This is a genomic window from Pseudomonas sp. GD03944, from assembly GCF_029839275.1.
Lineage (GTDB): Bacteria > Pseudomonadota > Gammaproteobacteria > Pseudomonadales > Pseudomonadaceae > Aquipseudomonas.
Map to the genome: position 1 here is coordinate 18215 of NZ_JAOCAH010000006.1, position 17677 is coordinate 35891.

Annotated in this window: 16 protein-coding genes and 2 pseudogenes; 6 read left to right on the forward strand and 12 right to left on the reverse strand. The window is 66.3% G+C overall.

Annotation, left to right across the window (positions count from 1 at the left end):
- Window positions 1–65: 65 nt before the first annotated feature.
- Complete coding sequence (locus N5C28_RS11205) at window positions 66–617, reverse strand: MgtC/SapB family protein (RefSeq protein ID WP_279822294.1); 552 nt, start codon at window positions 615–617, stop codon at window positions 66–68.
- Window positions 618–793: 176 nt separating this feature from the next.
- Here N5C28_RS11205 and N5C28_RS11210 point away from each other — a divergent pair, with 176 nt between their 5' ends.
- The gene (locus tag N5C28_RS11210) at window positions 794–1171 is read left to right on the forward strand and encodes a Rho termination factor N-terminal domain-containing protein (RefSeq protein ID WP_279822296.1); all 378 of its coding nucleotides are present in this window, start codon (window positions 794–796) and stop codon (window positions 1169–1171) included.
- Between the two features lie 51 nt (window positions 1172–1222).
- On the opposite strand, the gene N5C28_RS11215 is transcribed toward N5C28_RS11210, so the two are convergent.
- The 5 genes from N5C28_RS11215 to N5C28_RS11235 all read right to left on the reverse strand — a co-directional run bounded on the left by N5C28_RS11215 (window position 1223) and on the right by N5C28_RS11235 (window position 4838).
- A complete protein-coding gene (locus N5C28_RS11215) occupies window positions 1223–1411 on the reverse strand; it encodes a metallothionein (protein ID WP_279822299.1) in 189 nt (62 codons plus the stop codon).
- Window positions 1408–1827: a hypothetical protein gene (locus N5C28_RS11220; RefSeq protein WP_279822301.1), complete on the reverse strand. Its 420-nt coding sequence runs from the start codon at window positions 1825–1827 to the stop codon at window positions 1408–1410. Before N5C28_RS11220 ends, N5C28_RS11215 begins: the two co-directional genes overlap by 4 nt.
- 126 nt (window positions 1828–1953) lie before the next feature.
- Complete coding sequence (locus N5C28_RS11225) at window positions 1954–2316, reverse strand: DUF2892 domain-containing protein (protein WP_279822303.1); 363 nt, start codon at window positions 2314–2316, stop codon at window positions 1954–1956.
- Between the two features lie 143 nt (window positions 2317–2459).
- Window positions 2460–3626 (reverse strand): glutathione-dependent formaldehyde dehydrogenase, encoded by a 1167-nt coding sequence (locus N5C28_RS11230; RefSeq protein WP_279822306.1) that lies wholly within the window; start codon window positions 3624–3626, stop codon window positions 2460–2462.
- A gap of 57 nt (window positions 3627–3683) precedes the next feature.
- Entirely contained in the window at window positions 3684–4838 is a 1155-nt protein-coding gene (locus tag N5C28_RS11235; RefSeq protein ID WP_279822308.1) for a carboxylate-amine ligase, read from the reverse strand.
- Window positions 4839–5032: 194 nt separating this feature from the next.
- Between N5C28_RS11235 and N5C28_RS11240 the strand changes: the two genes are divergently transcribed.
- On the forward strand, window positions 5033–6439 hold the full coding sequence (locus N5C28_RS11240) for an iron-containing redox enzyme family protein (protein WP_279822309.1): 1407 nt from the start codon (window positions 5033–5035) through the stop codon (window positions 6437–6439).
- Window positions 6440–6456: 17 nt separating this feature from the next.
- Window positions 6457–7404, forward strand: coding sequence for a class I SAM-dependent methyltransferase (locus N5C28_RS11245; RefSeq protein WP_279822310.1), 948 nt, complete (start codon window positions 6457–6459; stop codon window positions 7402–7404).
- A gap of 273 nt (window positions 7405–7677) precedes the next feature.
- On the opposite strand, the gene N5C28_RS11250 is transcribed toward N5C28_RS11245, so the two are convergent.
- The 6 genes from N5C28_RS11250 to N5C28_RS11275 form a co-directional block, all read right to left on the reverse strand.
- Window positions 7678–8148: a hemerythrin domain-containing protein gene (locus N5C28_RS11250; RefSeq protein ID WP_279822312.1), complete on the reverse strand. Its 471-nt coding sequence runs from the start codon at window positions 8146–8148 to the stop codon at window positions 7678–7680.
- A gap of 90 nt (window positions 8149–8238) precedes the next feature.
- A complete protein-coding gene (locus N5C28_RS11255) occupies window positions 8239–8409 on the reverse strand; it encodes a general stress protein (RefSeq protein WP_279822315.1) in 171 nt (56 codons plus the stop codon).
- Window positions 8410–8760: 351 nt separating this feature from the next.
- Window positions 8761–10518, reverse strand: a complete 1758-nt coding sequence (locus N5C28_RS11260) for a thiamine pyrophosphate-dependent enzyme (protein WP_279822316.1) — start codon at window positions 10516–10518, stop codon at window positions 8761–8763.
- Window positions 10519–10672: 154 nt separating this feature from the next.
- A complete protein-coding gene (locus N5C28_RS11265) occupies window positions 10673–11530 on the reverse strand; it encodes an SDR family oxidoreductase (RefSeq protein WP_279822318.1) in 858 nt (285 codons plus the stop codon).
- A 121-nt stretch (window positions 11531–11651) separates the two neighbouring features.
- The gene (gene galU, locus N5C28_RS11270) at window positions 11652–12569 is read right to left on the reverse strand and encodes a UTP--glucose-1-phosphate uridylyltransferase GalU (RefSeq protein WP_279822320.1); all 918 of its coding nucleotides are present in this window, start codon (window positions 12567–12569) and stop codon (window positions 11652–11654) included.
- A 182-nt stretch (window positions 12570–12751) separates the two neighbouring features.
- Window positions 12752–13582, reverse strand: a complete 831-nt coding sequence (locus N5C28_RS11275; protein WP_279822322.1) for an oxidoreductase — start codon at window positions 13580–13582, stop codon at window positions 12752–12754.
- A 128-nt stretch (window positions 13583–13710) separates the two neighbouring features.
- On the opposite strand from N5C28_RS11275, the gene N5C28_RS11280 reads away from it, so the two are divergent.
- From N5C28_RS11280 to N5C28_RS11290, 3 genes and pseudogenes are all read left to right on the forward strand, one after another.
- Window positions 13711–14610 (forward strand): LysR family transcriptional regulator, encoded by a 900-nt coding sequence (locus N5C28_RS11280; protein WP_279822325.1) that lies wholly within the window; start codon window positions 13711–13713, stop codon window positions 14608–14610.
- Between the two features lie 597 nt (window positions 14611–15207).
- A pseudogene (locus N5C28_RS11285) lies at window positions 15208–17379 on the forward strand (Ig-like domain-containing protein); the annotation flags it as partial.
- A 19-nt stretch (window positions 17380–17398) separates the two neighbouring features.
- Window positions 17399–17611 (forward strand): annotated as a pseudogene (locus N5C28_RS11290) (Ig-like domain-containing protein); the annotation flags it as partial.
- Window positions 17612–17677: the final 66 nt, after the last annotated feature.

Below are 17677 nucleotides of genomic sequence, written 5' to 3' on the forward strand. Positions count from 1 at the left end.
GGAATAAAGTTCAGGGTGTTTTCATCGATGTGCGGGGCTTGCCCGTTGTCCGTTGCGGCGGCAAATCAGGTGCCCGGCTGATCCTTCGACCCGCTCTTCGCGCCGTCATCAGCGCCACCGGCCTGGTCGTCCGGCTTGACGCTCGCGCTCGGGTCGACGATCAGCGGCATGACATGCAGCACCACCAGCACAAACAGCGCCGACAGCACGGCGGTGGCCTCCCGCCCCAGGCCCACGGCCACGCCGATAGCGGCCGACGCCCACAGCCCGGCGGCGGTGGTCAGGCCCTTGACGTCGGAAATATCCTGCCCCTTGAGGATGGTGCCGGCGCACAGGAAGCCGATGCCGGCGGCAATGCCCTGGATCACCCGGCTCATGGCGTCGCTTTCGGCGCCGTCCTGCTCGAGGGCCATGACGAAGATGGCGGCGCCCAGGCACACCAGCATGTGGGTGCGCATGCCGGCGGCCTTGCCCATGACTTCACGCTCGTAGCCGAGCAGCCCGCCCAGCAGGGTCGCCAGCACCAGGCGCAAGGTGATTCGGGTCAGGTCTTCCACCTGGCGCAGGTCGGAAAATTCCAGCGCCAGGGTGGTCAGGATACGCTCGGTCACGTCCATGGTTGTCTCCGCAGCGGAACGGTTCTCCTTCTGAGGTGAAATGTGGCCAGAGGTTCGCTTTTTCTAAGCGGCGCCGCTGATCAGACAGGCGGAACCCTGGCGCCGTAGCGCTTTCTTCCGTGGTGAGCGCCGCGGGGCAATCCGGCCCGGCGGCCAGCCAGTCGGAGACCGCCGCCATGCCACGCGGAAGCAAAGACAAATACACCGAGAAACAGAAGCGCAAGGCCGAGCACATCGAGGACAGCTACGAGGCCAAGGGCGTATCGAAGGACGAAGCCGAAGCCCGGGCCTGGGCCACGGTCAACAAGCAGTCCGGGGGCGGCGAGAAACGCGGCGGCTCCGGGCGCGAGACCAGCGCCGGCAGCAAGCAGGCGGCGCGTCAGTCATCAGCCCGCCGTGCGGCGGCCACGCGGCAGGGATCACCACGGCCGGGCCAGCAGTTGGAGGGCATGACCAAGACCGAGCTGATGGCGCTGGCGCGCAAGCGCGACATCGCCGGTCGTTCCAGCATGCGCAAGGACGAGCTGCTCAGCGCCCTGCGCAAGGCGGCCTGACGCCACGGGTGCCGCCAGGGTGGCGGCACCCGGCCCGCTGCATGGTGTGTGTCACGGCGTGCGTTCCCGGGCGCGGGCCATGCGCTCGCCACAGTCGCACCCGGGGTTGTGGCAAGGCACCTCGCCGGCCGGGTGGCCATCCAGGCACGCCTGGCAGCAATACAGCTTGCCGTCGCTCGACCACTCGTCACTGCTCACCTTGCAGCTGCAATGGGGGCAGGCGCAGTGCTGTTCGCTCATGGCTTTTCTCCGCGGGTGGGTGAGACCTCATCGGTCCAGGGCTTGCCGTCCAGCGGTGCGGAACGGGCCAGCTCGGCTTCGTCCAGGCCGCTGCCGCCGCCGATTTCCGCTTCGTCCACGGTGCGCAGCTCTTCGTCCGCCGGCCCTTCGCCGCCGGGCTCGTTCGGCGAGCGGGCACCGCTTTCGTCGAACAGGGTGTCAGGGCTCAGGTCGTCCAGGGTGACGTTGTCTTCGTGCTCGCTGTCGGTCTGGGTGGCCGCGCCAGTCAGGCCGAGGTCGGCCACGGGCTCGCGCGGTTCCTGGGGCACTTCATCGATGGGCGGCTGGCCCAGCGCACGGCCTTCGCCGTCGTCGCTGAAATCCAGGCTGTCATCGGGAATGATTGGGGCTTCGGGTGTCGGGGTTCGGGTGCTCATGGCGTGTCTCCGGATCGGGTGGCTGTACTCGGTCGACCGGGATGGCCGACCGATGATTCAGTGTTTTCGCCGGGCGGTGAAATGACCCATGGGCCATCCCCCGCACGGCGTGATCCGGCAGCCGGGTTACGGTGAGATCGGGTCGCTGGCCGGGAAGGTTTCTTCCACGGCGTTGTCGATCCGGTTTTCCTGGTTCTTGCTTTCCAGGGCCTGGCGGCGGCGCGCCACCTGCTCTTCGACCTTGGGCAGCGCCGCCCGCAGCTCGGCCACTCGCTCGCGCAGGTAGGCAAGCTCGGTTTCCGGGTCGGTGATCAGGGCCTTGACCGTGCAGTGACCGCTGAACCCGCGCTGCAGCAGCGCGGCGCCCCCCAGGGCCTTGGCCATGCCCAGGGCCCCGCCCCGGTAGACACCGCTGACGATGGCCATGACCCCGCCGGCGATGGAGATGACGCGTTCCACGCGTTGGACGTTCTGGATAGCTGATGACATGTCGCTTCCTCCTGACCGGGACCGATGGTCCCGAATGGTTGACCGGACCGCTGCTCACACCCTGCAGCCGCATCCGATCGGGTTGTTGTGAAGAATTAGAAGGCGGCCCCGCGGGCAAAGGTTCCACCTATCGGGCGAGCGGTTCAGGGCCGCAGGATGACCTTGCGGCAGTCGTCCTGTTTCTTGTCGAAGATCCGGTAGCCTTCGGCCGCGTCGGCCAGCGCCATGCGGTGGCTGATGATGATCTCCGGCTCCAGCTCGCCCTTCTGGATGTGTTCGAGCAGGGTTGGCAGCAGCGGGTGCACGTGGGTCTGGCCCATCCTGAAGGTCAGGCCCTTGTCGAACGCATCGCCGAACAGGAAGCCGTGGATGAACCCGGCATACACCCCCGGCACGCTCACCGTGCCGCCGCGCCGTACGGCGGCGATGCACTGGCGCAGGGCCACGCCGCTGCTGGTTTCCAGCTTGAGGGCAGTGAGCGCGGTTTCGGTGACGCTGCCCTTGGCTTCGAAGCCCACCGCGTCGATCACTGCATCCACCCCGCGGTAGCCGGGGGTCTGCTCGATGATCGCGGCAGCCGGGTCGCTGACCTCGTCGAAGTTGATCGGTATCACCCCGTAGGTGAGTTCGGCATAGGCCAGGCGGTAGGCGTGGTGATCGACCATGAAGATCTGTTCCGCGCCAAGCATGCGCGCGCAGGCGGCGGCCATCAGCCCCACCGGGCCGGCACCGAAGATCGCCACGCGGCTGCCACGCTGCACCCCCGCATTGACCACGGCCTGATAACCGGTGGGCAGGATGTCGGTGAGAAACAGCACCTGTTCGTCGTCCAGCACATCCGGCACGCGGAACGGCCCGGTATTGGCCTTGGGCACCCGCACCAGCTCCGCCTGGCCGCCCGGCAGGCCGCCGTAGAGGTGGCTGTAGCCGAACAGCGCGGCACCGGAGGGTATCTGCTTCTTGTTGAGGATCGCACCACGCCCGGGGTTGGTGGTTTCGCAGGCCGCGTGCAGGTCGAGCTGGCAGAAGAAGCAGTCGCCGCAGGCGATCACGAACGGCACGATCACCCGGTCGCCCTTGCTGACGGCGGTCACCGCCGGCCCTGCCTCCTCCACCACGCCCATGAATTCGTGGCCGAACACGTCGCCGTGTTTCACCTGGGGAATCTTGCCACGGTACAGGTGCAGGTCCGAGCCGCAGATGGCCGTGGCGGTGACCCGCAGGATGATGTCGTCCGGCTCCTGGATGATCGGGTCGGGCACCTGCTCCACCCGGACGTCGTGGCTGCCGTGAAAGGTCAATGCACGCATGAGTCGTCTCCTGGAAAAAGGAATGCTCCTATTCCGAAATCGACGCCGCCCATACGTTCAAGCTATTCGCCGCCCCTCGGCCACACCCTGCAGTTCGGTCTGCGCCATGAGTGCATCCACCACCTGGACCAGGGCCTCGCCGTGGCCGCGCCCGGCGTCCCGCGCCTGCTGGTAGGTGGCCAGCTGCGCCTCGGCGCTGCCGCCTTCCCGGGCCAGGGTGCGGGCGTGCTGCAGGGCCGGTTCGTCACCGCTGACGGTGTACACCAGCACCTCCTGCAGGACGTTTTCCAGCCAGTCGGCGAAGGGCAGCGCACGCTGGGTGGCCGGGTCGATGAAGGCGCCGCGCAGGCCCTGGCGCTTGGCGCGCCAGCGATTTTCCAGGGTGATCACCCGGGTCATGGGGTCGTCCACCCAGTCCGGGCGCGGCGCATGCAAGGCATGGCTCACCATGGTGCGAAACAGCCCGGCGATGCACAGCGCGTCGTCCAGCTGCGGGCAGGCATCGGCGATGCGCAGCTCCAGGGTCGGGTAGCGCACCGAGGGGCGGATGTTCCACCACACGTCCGCTGAGGTGCGGATCGAGCCGGTGTCGAGCAGCAGCTGCACGTAGCGCTGGTACTCGGCGTCGTTGTCGAAATGGTCGGGAATGCCCATGCGCGGCCACTCGTCGCACACCGCCTGGCGGTAGCTCATCAGCCCGGACGGCTTGCCGGCCCAGAACGGTGACGAGGCACTGAGGCCCAGCAGCAACGGCAGCCAGGGCGTCACCCGGTTCATCGCGCGGATACGGTCGACGTCCTCCGGCACCCCGACATGCACGTGCAGCCCGGCCAGCACGCTGCGGCTGGCGACCATCTGGAAGTCATCGAACAGTTGCTGGTAGCGGGCCACGTCCGTGGGGCGCTGCTGCCGCCATTGGGCCAGGGGCTGGGTGCCGGCGGCCACCAGGCCGAGGCCGAAGTCGCGGGCCACCCGGGCCAGGGTGGTGCGGGCCTCGGCGAGGCACTCGCGGGCCTGGTCGAGGCTGTGCAGCACCGGCGTCACCACCTCGAACTGGGCAGCGAACATCTCGCGGGTGACCAGACTGCCCAGGGCCGCCTGGCAGGCCTCGGCGAAACCGGGCACGGGCGCATGGGGGATGCGGCGACTGGCGAGGTCGGTGAGGAAGTACTCCTCCTCGATGCCGAACGTAAGGCTGGAACGACTGGGCATGGCGCTTTCCTTCTGCGGGTCCTTGCTGTTGATGCCCGCCGTGGCGCCGGGGTTCAACCTGTCGGTGCGCTTCGCTTGGGGGCGAATTTAGGTGGAATCTTTTTTCCACGGCCCCTCTCTCAACCAAGAGGCACGGGGCCGGCCGGGAGGCGGCGCCCTGGTTGCCCGACACACCGGCCCTGGAGGTTTTGCCGATGTCCATCCTCAGTCTTGTCGATACGTCCCACAGCAGCCGCAGCGCCTCCGTGCCCGCCGGCGGCCGGTGGCAATGCATTTACCGACACCTGCTGGCCGAACCCGTGGAGGGGCGCGACGCCGCCCGCGGCTTTCTCGAAGAATGCCTGGGCGAGGTCGCCGAGCTGCCCTGCGACCTGCCGGAGACCCCGGGCGAACTGCACGCCTGGTCCCTGCGCGGCGCCGAAGAGGTGACCGAACAATACGCCGCCTACCTGCAGAGCCGTCGCGCCGGCGGCGGCCGCCTGTACTTCCACAACCGCGCCCATGCCCAGTATTTCCTGCGCAGCGTGGCGCCGACCAAGCTGGTGGATGGCGCCTGGCTGTACGGCACCCTGCCGCACTGGCGCGACATGCGCGTGCAGCCTCTGGTGCGTACCTACCTGGAAGAGCTGGGCGACGGCGTGCCGGGGCAGAACCACGTGCTGCTCTACCGCCGCCTGCTGGCCGCCCAGGGCTGCGACGACCTGAGCGACCTGGACGATTCGCTGTACCTGCAGGGCGCGATCCAGCTCGCCCTCGGCCACCTGGCGGACGATTTCCTGCCGGAGGTCATCGGCTACAACCTGGGCTACGAGCAACTGCCCCTGCACCTGCTGATCAGCGCCTTCGAGCTGGAAGAACTGGGCATCGACCCGTACTACTTCCTGTTGCACGTCACCATCGACAACAGCGCCACCGGCCACGCGGCCAAGGCCGTGCGCGCGGTGCTGGACAACCTGCCGCTGGTGGGCGATGCCACCGATTTCTACCGCCGGGTGAGCCTGGGCTACCGCCTCAACGACCTGGGCGTCAGCTCGCGCAGCGTCATCGCCGGGTTCGACCTGGAGACCGAAGTTCACGAGATGCTCGAACGCAAGCGCGCCGTGGCCGGCCAGGTGCATTCGGACTATTGCCGCATCGAGGGCCGCACGGTGAACCAGTGGCTGGCCTCTGCCGAGGGCATCGGCGGTTTCCTCGACGCCCTGCAGCGCCGGGGCTGGATCAGGCGCCACCAGGCCCCGGCGGACAGCCGCTTCTGGAGCCTGGTGCGCGGCGAAGGCGCGGCGATGTTCGGGGTGTTCAGCGCCTTCGAGCAGCAGCTCATCCATGACTGGATCGCCGGCGACTGGCTGAGCACCTCGGCCGAGCACAGCGTCGACAACCCGTTCCGCAAGCACCGGCCGCGGGCCGCCCTGTTGTCGGAACAGACCACCGCCACCCCGGGCAGCGAACTGGAGCGCGAACAGCGCCTGCTGCGCGCCGAACTGCAGTGCCTGGACGCCGCCCAGCGCGAAGCGCGCCTGATCGAACTGCTGGCGCCGGTGCACCACGCCACGCCAGCGGGGCTGGCGGCCACCCGCACCTTTTCCGCGCTGGCTTACTGAGACAGGAGCCCCTCGCCATGCTCGCACCCACCTCGCCCGCCTCCGTCGCCCTGCTGAGCCTGGGTGCCTCGCTGCGGGCCCGCGGCTACCGCTTCACCACGCCCACCCCACTCACCCACCAGCGGGTCAACCAGCGCCCCGACAACCAGCAGGCACACACCCTGACCGACGTCTTCGGCTGGAGTCGGCCGTTCAGCCGCGCGGTGCTGGAGGACGAGCTGTTCGAGCTGATGTGCCAGGCCGAGGTGCTGGAGGCCCACGGCGAACAGTGGATCAGCCGGGTGCGCTGGTCGAGCCTGGGGGATGATCTGTTCGTTCACTCACGTTTTCCCACCACTGACGCCGACGCGGTGTTCTTCGGCCCGGACACCTACCGCTTCGCCCGGGCGATTCGCGCTCACCTGCGTCAGGACACCCGCCCCGTGACCCGCATCGTCGATATCGGCTGCGGGGCCGGGCCCGGCGCCCTGACGGCGGCCCAGCTGCGCCCCGAAGCCGAAGTGCTGGCCCTGGACATCAACCCCCGGGCCCTGGCCTTTACCGCGGTGAATGCGCGGCTGGCCGGCTGTTTCAACCTGGCGGCCCGGCACAGCGATCTGCTGCGCAATGTCGACGGCGTCTTCGACCTGATCGTCGCCAATCCGCCCTACATGCTCGACCCGCAGCAACGCACCTACCGCCATGGCGGCGGTGCCCACGGCGCCGGGCTGTCGTTGCAGATATTCGATGCGGCCCTGGAGCGCCTGGCACCGGGCGGCACGCTGGTGCTCTACACCGGCGTGGCGATCTTCGACGGCGAAGACCCCTTCTTCGACGCCTTGCAGCCGTCGCTGGCCGACCTCGGCTGGGTCTGGGACTACGAGGAAATCGATCCGGACGTGTTTGGCGAGGAGCTGGAAAAACAGGCCTATGCGACGGCAGACCGTATAGCCTGCGTGGTGCTGCGCCTGACCCGCCCGCTCTGACCGCTGGCCATGCACAAGAAGGCCAGGCGCCTGTAGGAGCCGCGCCCCGCGGCGAATGGCGAGCACGACATGGATTCCATGGCGTGGCTGCAATCGTTTCGCGCCGAGGGCGACGCTCCTACACCCTAGCCTCGGAACAACCTCTTGCAGACGATATCCGCGGTTTCACGCCCAGAAAATGCCGCTTTCCCACAGAAAGGAAAGCGGCATTTCTTACGTGGTGATCAGCACCAGCTCGATGAGCGGCTTTCTTGTGCCGAGGCCAGGCGTTGGCTAGGCCGCCTCGGCCTCCCGGCCTTGCTTCATGGATTTCTGCAGGGTTTCCATTTCCTGGCCCAGCTCCAGGAGCTTCTGTTTGCCCAGCAGCTTGCGCGCCTGGGGAAACATGTCGCTCTCCTCCTCTTCGATATGGTGCTCCAGCAGTTCCTTGAGCACCTTGACCCGCCCGGAGAACTCGAGGGAGGACGGCGAAGTTTCCTTGATGTCCGGCAGTACCAGGGAATCCACCGCGCGGTGCTCTTCCTTGGCTTCGCTGGTGAGTATGACTTCATCTTTCTCGCCGGCCGCCTTGAACGCCGGGTAGAAGATCTGTTCTTCGATCGCGGTGTGTACCTGCAACTCGAGTTCGATCTTCTGCAACAGTTTCTTGCGTGTCTGAACCGCCCGCTCGGAGGTGTCCGTCAGGCGGGTCAACAATGTCTTCACGGTTTCGTGGTCTTTCTTCAGTAATTCGATGGCATCCATCGCGGCGTTCCTCATCGATAAACCAATCCGGTTGTTCTTTTTAAGTTTCTCCAAACAAAAGCCCGCCGAAGCGGGCTTTTGTTATGCGGCCTACTGGTTGCGGCCGCCGTGGCTGTTCTGCCCCCCTTTACGTCCGGCTTCGGAAGCCTTCTCGCGATCCTTCGCAAAGTTACCGCCACTGTTCTGACCGCCTTTGCGCCCTGCTTCCGACGCTTTTTCGCGATCGTTGGAGAAATTACCTGGGTTGTTATTACCAGCCATAATAGAAACTCCTGTTACTGAGTGCGCAGAAGCTGGATTGCCTCCACATAGAATGAGGCAGCACCCCCTTACAGTTGTTCAGCAAATTTTTTCACTTTTTCATGCTCTTTTTTTGCAATATCACAATGCAACTCAAACGCCAGTAAGCACCTGATAACTGGCCACTATCGTGATAACGAAATGACAGCCTTACTTAGAACCTGGCCACCAAGAAACAACAACTTAACGTTATATAAAACCGCACTCGCCAGTAAGCGAAGCGGCACTTTCTTGTGCACTTCATATAAAAAGAAAAACCAACTAGAACGATAAAGCCTGCCGCCGTGAGTGGGTGATCACGGCGACGGGGGCTCAGGGCTTGAGCAGGGTCAGCGCCGGTTCCCGGTTCAGGGATTCACGCAGTTGCTCGGCACCGGGGGTGCCCTGGCGGATGGCGCTGTGCAGGTTACGCACGTAAAGCTCGTTGCGCTTGGGTGGCAGCAATGGCTCGTTGGGGTCGACCACCGCCTCGATCAGCCCGGCGCCGGGGTGGGCCAGGCATTGTTCGACCACCGCTTCGCTGTGCGCCGGGTCTTCCAGGCGCCAGCTGCGAATGCCGCAGGCCTCCGCCACCTGGGCGAAGTCGATGGGGGTCAGCTCGCACTCGGTTTCCGGGTTGCCGAGGAACATCATCTGCTCCCACTTGATCTGCCCGAGGGTGTTGTTCTTGATCACCACGATCTTGATCGGCAACTGGTAGCGGGTGATGGTCACCAGTTCGCCCATCAGCATGCTCAAGCCACCATCGCCACAGAAGGCCACCACCTGCCGCCCCGGGTGCACCAGCGCCGCCGCGATGGCGTAGGGCACCGCGCAGCCCATGGAGGCCATCAGCCCGGAGCCGCCGTAGCGCTGGCCGGCCTTGGCCTCCAGGTAGCGAGCCATGAGCCCGGTGTTGTGCCCGGAATCCCACACCACCACGGCGTCGTCGCGCAGACGGTCGCCCATGTCGCGCACCACCCGCCCGGGCGGCATGGGGATCACGTTGCGCCCGCAGGAGGTGCGCAACACGTCGCGCCATTCGCCGTACAGCTGCTGCGTCTGTTCGAGGAATGACCGGTCCGCCTTGCGCTGCACCCGCTCCAGCAGCACGCGCAGGGTTTCCCGGGCATCGCCGGCCAGCCCGACCTCCGCCGGGAAGCGGATGCCGATGCGCGTCGGGTCCCTGTCGATCTGCACGCCGCGGGCCTGGTCCGGATGGGGGTAGTACTCGATGTAGGGAAAGGTCGAGCCGACGATCAGCAGCGTGTCGCAATGCTCCAGGGCAATCTGGCTCGGGCGCGTGCCCAGCAGGCCGACGCCGCCGGTGGTCAGCGGGTGGTCATCGGCCAGCAGGCCCTTGCCGAGCAGCGCCTTGATGATCGGTGCGCCCAGCCGCTCGGCGATCTCCACCAGTTCGTCCACGGCTTCCAGCGCGCCCTGCCCGGCCAGGATCGCCACTCGCTGGCCGGCGTTGAGCAGCTCGGCCGCCCGCTCGATGCCGTCCTGGGCCGCCGCACGGGGCGCCTCGGCCATCGTCATCGACACATGGTGCTGGACGTTGCGCGGCGAGGGGCTGTCTTCGTCTTCGGGGTCTTCCTGCACGTCCGCCGGCAGCGCCAGGTGCGCCACGCCCCGCTCGCTCAGGGCATGCCGGCACGCCAGGGTGGTGGCGTTCTCCACGTGGCGCACGCCGGTGACGCGTGCGGTGTAGGCCGCCACGTCCATGAACAGCTTGGAGTGGTCGATGTCCTGCTGGGTGAAGGTGTCGGACAGGTCGTGGAACGGCGAGCCGGTGATGGCGATCACCGGGGCCCGGTCGAACTTGGCGTCGTACAGCCCGGTCAGCAGGTGCGTGCCGCCTGGGCCGGTGGTGGCCAGGCAACAGCCCAGGCGCCCGGTGAACTTGGCATGGGCCACGGCGGCGAAGGCGGCGGATTCCTCGTGACGCACCTGGATGAAACGCAGCCCCTCGTGGGTACGAATGGACTCCATGATGCCGTTGATGCCATCACCCGGCAGGCCGTAGATCGTGTCGACGCCGAACGCCATCAGCGTGTCGATCAGGATGTCTGCACCGTTGCGTACCATTGTCTGTTCTCCTCGGCCGCCGGCGAGCAGAAAGGAACGCCGTGGGTGGCCGGTTCGTCATGTCGCGAAAAACGCTGGGACGTCGGGACAGGCTGGCTTTGATGCCAGCCCAAAAGCGGCGCAGCACAGCGCTGCGTGCAGCGGGAAGCGAGGGTCAGCCGTTGACCACGCTACCGCCGTTCACATGGAGCATCTGGCCGGTGACATAGGACGCATCGTTGCTGGCCAGGTAAACGAAGGCCGGCGCCACTTCCGACGGCTGTCCCGGACGCCCCATGGGCGTGTCGGAGCCGAAGGTGGCGACCTTCTCGGCGCTGAACGTCGACGGAATCAGCGGGGTCCAGATCGGCCCCGGCGCCACGCCGTTGACCCGGATGCCCTTGGGCGCCAGGTTGATCGACAGCGAGCGGGTGAACGAGGTGATCGCGCCCTTGGTCGAGGAATAGTCCAGCAGCATCGGGTTGCCTTTATAGGCGGTGATCGAGCTGGTGTTGATGATGCTCGACCCCGGCTGCAGGTGCGCCAGGGCCACCTTGGTCAGCTGGAACATGGCGAAGATGTTGGTGCGGAAGGTCTGCTCCCAGGTGCTCTGGTCCAGGTCTTCCAGGTTCTTCTCGGGGTGCTGCTCGCCAGCGTTGTTGACCAGGATGTCGAGGCGCCCCCACTTGGCGATCACCTCGTCGACGATGTGCTGGCAGAAGCCGGCATCGGCCACGTCACCAGCCAGGGCGATGGCCTGACCGCCGTGGCTGGCGACTTCGGCCAGGGTCTTGTTGGCGTCCTCGTCCTCGTTAAGGTAGACCAGCGCCACATGGGCGCCTTCGAGGGCATAGTGCACGGCCACGGCGCGGCCGATGCCGCTGTCGCCGCCGGTGATGATCGCCACCTTTCCGGCCAGCTTATCGGCAGCCCGGTAGGTGCTGGCCAGGTAGATCGGCTGCGGGTTCATGTCCTGTTCCCGGCCGGGTTGCTGGTTTTGGTGCTGGGCCGGCAAGGTTTCTTGGCCATCCATCGTGCGGTCCTCCTGAGTAAAGGCAGCGCGTGGCTGCAATGAGGCCTGGGCGGCGCGGCCGGCCGGCGGCACCTGCGGGTGCACGCCGACGGCAAGGGCGAAGGCCGTAGCGGCCGGTTCGCTACACGGCTTCCAGGCGCGGGCTCTTGGCATCGGCGCTGAGGGCTTCGGCGGCAGGGGCTACTGCCGCACCGGCCTCAGGGGCCTTTTTCTTGGCCTTGTAGATGTTCTCGAAGCAGAAGTTGGTGGCCTCGACGTAGCCCTCGGCGGAGCCGCAGTCGAAGCGCTGGCCCTTGAACTTGTAGGCCAGCACACAGCCCTGCTTGGCCTGCTTCATCAGGGCATCGGTGATCTGGATCTCGCCGCCCTTGCCCGGCTCGGTCTGCTCGATCAGGGCGAAGATGTCCGGCGTCAGGATGTAGCGGCCGATGATGGCGAGGTTGGACGGCGCGTCTTCCGGCTGGGGTTTTTCCACCATGTTCTCGATGCGGAACACGTCGTCGCGGATCGCTTCACCGGCGATCACCCCGTACTTGTGGGTTTCCTCCGGGGGCACTTCCTGGATCGCCACGATGGAGCAGCGGAACTGCTCGTAGAGCTTGACCATCTGCGCCAGCACGCCGTCGCCGTCGAGGTTGATGCACAGGTCATCGGCCAGCACCACGGCGAAGGCTTCGTCGCCGATCAGCGGCCGGCCGGTGAGGATCGCGTGGCCCAGGCCCTTCATTTCCACCTGGCGGGTGTAGGAGAAGGTGCAGTTGTCGATCAGGTGGCGAATACCGCTCAGGGATTTTTCCTTGCCGGTATTGGAAATCTCGTGTTCCAGCTCGTAGCTGATGTCGAAGTGGTCTTCCAGCGCGCGCTTGCCGCGCCCGGTGACCACGGCAATCTGCGTCAGGCCCGCCTCGAACGCCTCTTCGACACCGTATTGGATCAGCGGTGTATTGACGACCGGCAGCATCTCCTTCGGCATCGACTTGGTAGCCGGCAAAAAGCGAGTTCCGTATCCAGCTGCGGGGAAAAGGCATTTCTTGATCATGGGAAAGCACACCGTAGTGAGTGAAGTCAGGTACTAGAAGCTGACCCTGAGCCGGTGACGCCAGTTCAAGAAATTTTCTCTTTCTGTTTCAAAGTTTTGGCAACAAGCGGCGCGAATGGCCGCTGAACGCGAAAACGGGAGGCCAGGCCTCCCGTTTCGCTGTAGCGAACCGCCGCCCGCGGTCAGACCGCGAAGTCCGTGGACAGCGACAGGTCGCGCCACTCGGCCACCTCGGCGTTGACGAACGCGTGCTTCGCCTCGATCCGCGCCACCGCGTCGCTGCCCAGGGCCAGGCGCTGCGGCGGGTTGGGTGCGTTGACCAGGGCCAGCATGGCCGTGGCGAACTTGTCTGGATCGCCGGGCTGGGCGTGGTTGGCCGACTCGGCGAAACGGCGCATGGCGCCCACGGTGTCGTCGTAGTCGGGTAGCTCCAGGGCGGTCTTGATCAGCGACTGCTCGTCGAGGAAGTCGGTGCGGAAGAAGCCCGGCTCGACCACCGTGGCGTGGATGCCCAGCGGCGCCAGTTCCTGGTGCAACGCTTCGGTGATGCCTTCCACGGCGAACTTGGTGGAACCGTACACGCCCCAGCCGTAGTAGGCCTGGTAGCCGCCCAGCGAGGAAATGTTGATCACGTGCCCGGAACGCTGGCGGCGCATGTGCGGCAGTACCGCGCGGATCACGTTGAGGGTGCCGAACACGTTGGTGGCGAACAGGCCTTCGGTTTCCTTGGCGCTGGTTTCTTCCACCGCACCGAGCACGCCGTAGCCGGCATTGTTGATGACCACGTCGATGCGACCGAAGTGTTTGATGCCGGCCGCGACCGCCTGGTGGGCCTCGTCCTCTTTTGTCACGTCCAGGCGCACCGCCAGCAGGTTCGGGTGGCTGCCCAGGCGGGCGTCGATGTCATTCACCTTGCGGGCGGTGGCAATCACCGCGTCGCCGGCTTGCAGGGCTTTTTCAGCAATGAGGGCACCCAGACCGCGGGATGCACCAGTAATCAGCCAAGTACGCATAGCAACTCCTCCTGTGGGTGACCCGACACGGCGTCGGGCCTTCTCGATGAGTTGACGCCACTTTAGGTGTGCGGTACTCCTGTGATAATCCCAAGAAAATGGCATGGGCTTTTGAGCTGAATTCACGAATGAAAAACGTCTCCGCCGCCGACCTGGCGATCTTCCTGTGCATCGCCCGCCACCTGAGTTTCAGCCGCGCGGCGGTGGAACTGGGCCTCTCGCCCTCGGCCCTGAGCCACGCCCTGCGCGGCCTGGAAGAACGCCTGGGGGTGCGCCTGTTCAACCGCACCACGCGCAGCGTGGCCCTCACCGAGGCCGGCGAGCGCCTGTATGGGCGGGTGAGCCCGGCGTTCCGCGATATCGACGACGCCCTGGAAGACCTCAACAGTTTCCGCGACAAGCCGTCCGGCACCTTGCGTATCAACGCCGGCCTGCCCGCCGCGCAACTGGTGCTGCTGCCGCTGGTGGGGCGCTTCCTGGCGGCCTACCCGGAAGTGCGCATCGAGGTGGTGGCCGACGACGCCCTGGTGGACGTGGTGTCGGCGGGCTTCGACGCCGGCGTGCGCTTCGGCGAGCGGCTGCAGGCGGACATGGTGTCCCTGCCCCTCGGGCCGGCCATGCGTTCGGTGGTGGTGGGCGCACCCGCGCTGTTCGAGCGCTATCCGCTGCCGCATAAACCCGAAGACTTGCACGCCCTGCCCTGCATCCGCCATCGCTTCCCCAGCGGCGCGCTGTACCACTGGGAGTTCGAGCGCGGCGGCATCGTCCAGGAAATCAGCGTGGACGGCCCGCTGACCCTGGATGACGTCGGCCTGATGATCGGCCCGGCCCTGCAGGGCGTGGGCCTGGCCTACGTGTTCGAGGACATGGCCCGGGACGCCATCGCCAGCGGCCAGCTGGTGCAGGTACTGGGCGACTGGTGCCCCTACTACCCCGGCCTCAACCTCTACTACCCGAGCCGCCGCCACCTGCCCGCCGCGCTCAAGGCGTTCATCGAGTTCATCCGGGCGGAACGGGACCGGCGTTGAGCGCTGCATCGCACCCGGGCCGGTCGGCGTCAATCGAGCCGCTTAATAAATAGGCAGATTCCTATGGTGTTACAGCCCTGAACCACTACTGAGCAGCGCTCGTTAACGTCACCGGGGCAGACTTCGAGCCCCGCCTGTTGGGCCTTACCGGTGTCAGGAGTTGTGACGCACCAAACGCTTTCCAGGCCCTGAAACGCCAAAAATGAAACATGTTGTTACATATTTCGGAAGCTGACCAGGTCGGCAGATTTACACCTTTCCGGCTATTTCCTTCGTCCAGGAACGGACCGCGAATATCGTACGATCGTCCTAACAAAACGCGCTGTAAATCACGCTTAACCTGCTGAAAAGTATGGCTTTTTGCCATATCCCAGCTGTCACTCCCGCCCCTGCTCTCGAGTCACCCAAAGTAATAAGCGCACAACCCTTATAACCAATGGAAATTGCCGGCCTGAGCCAACCGACGCTTGGCTTCTCACGGTTGGCACTGAGCGACTATAAATACGCCTACCAAATTCAGCCCGGAAACCGCCCAGACGGACACCGGTGAAATCCATATCGCGTTCTGCGATTTCGACATTAGGGATGACGTCAACCATGGATATCCAAGCCAAGGTATCGCCGCTCGACCAAGCTGTTTCACTCAGTACCGAACGCACCGTGAGCGGTACCCTCCAGTTGGCTCAGAGCAGCAACGTCGCCTTGGGTATCAGCCCTGATGCGGTCGCCAGCTACACCCGGGACGGCAACGACCTGGTCATCCAGTTGACCGACGGCGAAAGCCTGCGCATCGACAACTTCTATGTCGAAGGCCAGCCCCCCAGCAAGCTCTACCTAGTCGGTGAAGAACAGGAGCTGCTGCTGGTCGAACTCAGCGCCCCCACGCCCGAAGGCGTCATGGTCGCCAGTTACCAGGCCCAGGAGGTGGCTGCTGGCTTCGAATCCCTGACTGCCGCCACGGCCGCTGGCGGTCTCGGCACCACCGGCATGCTGGTGGCCGGCGGCCTGGCCATTGCCGGCGGCGCTGCGATTGCCGGTGGCGGCGGCGGTGGTGGTGGAGGTGGCGGCGGTGGTGAAGCCCCGCCCCCTCCACCGCCGGCCACACCCGCCGCCAACGACATACGCCTGAGCAGCGACGGCCGTTCGCTGAGCGGCAACGCCGCCCCCGGCAGCACCGTGGAAGTGGATATCAACGGCGATGGCGTGGCCGACTACACCGTGGTGGCGGACAACAACGGCGTGTTCACGCTGAATTTTCTGCAGACCATGAACAACGGTGAGCTGATCACCGTCCGGGTCCGCGCGGCGAACGGCAGCCTGAGTGCAAGCAACTCGTTCCGCGCGCCCGACGACATCGCCCCGGCCCAGTCCACACAACTGCAGATGGCCCCCGATGGCAGCAAGCTGACGGGACGTGCCGAACCCGGCAGCACGGTCAAGGTGGACACCAACGGCGATGGCGTCGCCGATGCGACCGCCCCGGTGGGCGCCGACGGGCAGTTCGAGGTCATTTTCAATCCGCCGCTGATCAACGGTGAGAACGTCTCGGTGGTGGTCACCGACCCTTCTGGCAACAGCAATTCCGGGATCACCGTGACCGCCCCGGACACCACACCGCCCGAGGCCCCCAGCTTGACCGCCAGCAACGGCATTGTCGTCAACGGCACGGCCGAAGCCGGCGCTACGGTGGTCATCGTGGTGATCGGCAACAGTACGGTCTCCGTGCCGGTGGACACCAATGGTAACTGGAGCTACACGCCGCTGGCGCCGATTCCGGACGGCACCACGATCACCGTCACGGCCCGCGACGCTGCGGGCAACGTCAGCCCGCCCACCAGCGTGGTGGTGTCCGATAGCCTGCCCAGCCCGCCGGTGATCACCCAGGCCAACAGCAACGGCATCAGTGGCACCGGCCCGGTCGCCGCCACCGTGACGCTGCTGGACGGCGCCGGCAACACCATCGGCCAGGCCCTGGTGACCTCCGGCGGCACCTGGAACTATCCACTCTCGGCGCCCTACCCGGTCGGCCCGACGGTCTCGGCCTACATCCAGAACGGCCTTGGCACGAGTGCGTCCTCCACCTTCCCGTTGGACACACAACCCCCTGCGGTGGCGCTGACCACCTACACCGGCACCCAGCTGGGCGGCACCGCCGAAGCCGGCAGCACCGTCACCATCAGTGACAGCAACGGGGTGCTCGGCCAGGTCAATGCCGACGCGTCCGGCAACTGGAGTTTCCTGCCCAGCTCCCCGCTGGCCAACGGTGCGAGCGTCACCATCACCGCCACGGACACCGCCGGCAACACCAGTGCCGGCGTCAACGGCACCGTGGACGCCGTCCCCCCGGCCGCCCCCACCATCCAACCGACAACAGGCACCGCGCTGAGCGGCACGGCCGAACCGGGTAGCCGGGTGGTGCTGACCGACGACAATGGCCGGGTGCTCGCCGAACTGACGGCCGCCAGCCCATCCGGCGCCTGGAGCTTCACGCCCAGCCCGGCCCTGGCCGACGGCACCCAGGTGACCGTCGTCGCGCACGATGCGGCGGGCAACAAGAGCCCCTTCACCACGGTCACCGTGGACAACACCGCGCCGCCCGCCCCGGTGGTCAACCCCAGCAACGGCACCACCTTCACCGGTACTGCCGAACCCGGCGTCACCGTGACCCTGCGTGACGCCAACGGCGCGCCGATCGGCAGCACCACGGCCGACCCCGTGACCGGCAACTGGACCATCAACCCCACCACGCCGGTCAGCGGCGGGACCACGGTGTCGGTGGTGGCCAGCGATGCCACTGGCAACGCCAGCCCACCGGCCCCGGTCACCGCCGACACCACGCCCCCCCCCACCTCCGGTGGTTTCGCCGACCAATGGCAGCGAGATCAGCGGTACCGCGGAAGCCGGCAGCCTGCTGATCATTACCGCAGGCGCCATCACCATCGGTCCGGTCGTAGTGGACGCCACCGGCCACTGGAGCGTGACGGTCAACCCGGCGATAGGCGACGGGGTGGCGATCACCGCAACGGCCACCGATGCCGCCGGCAACACCGGCGATCCATCGGTCCCG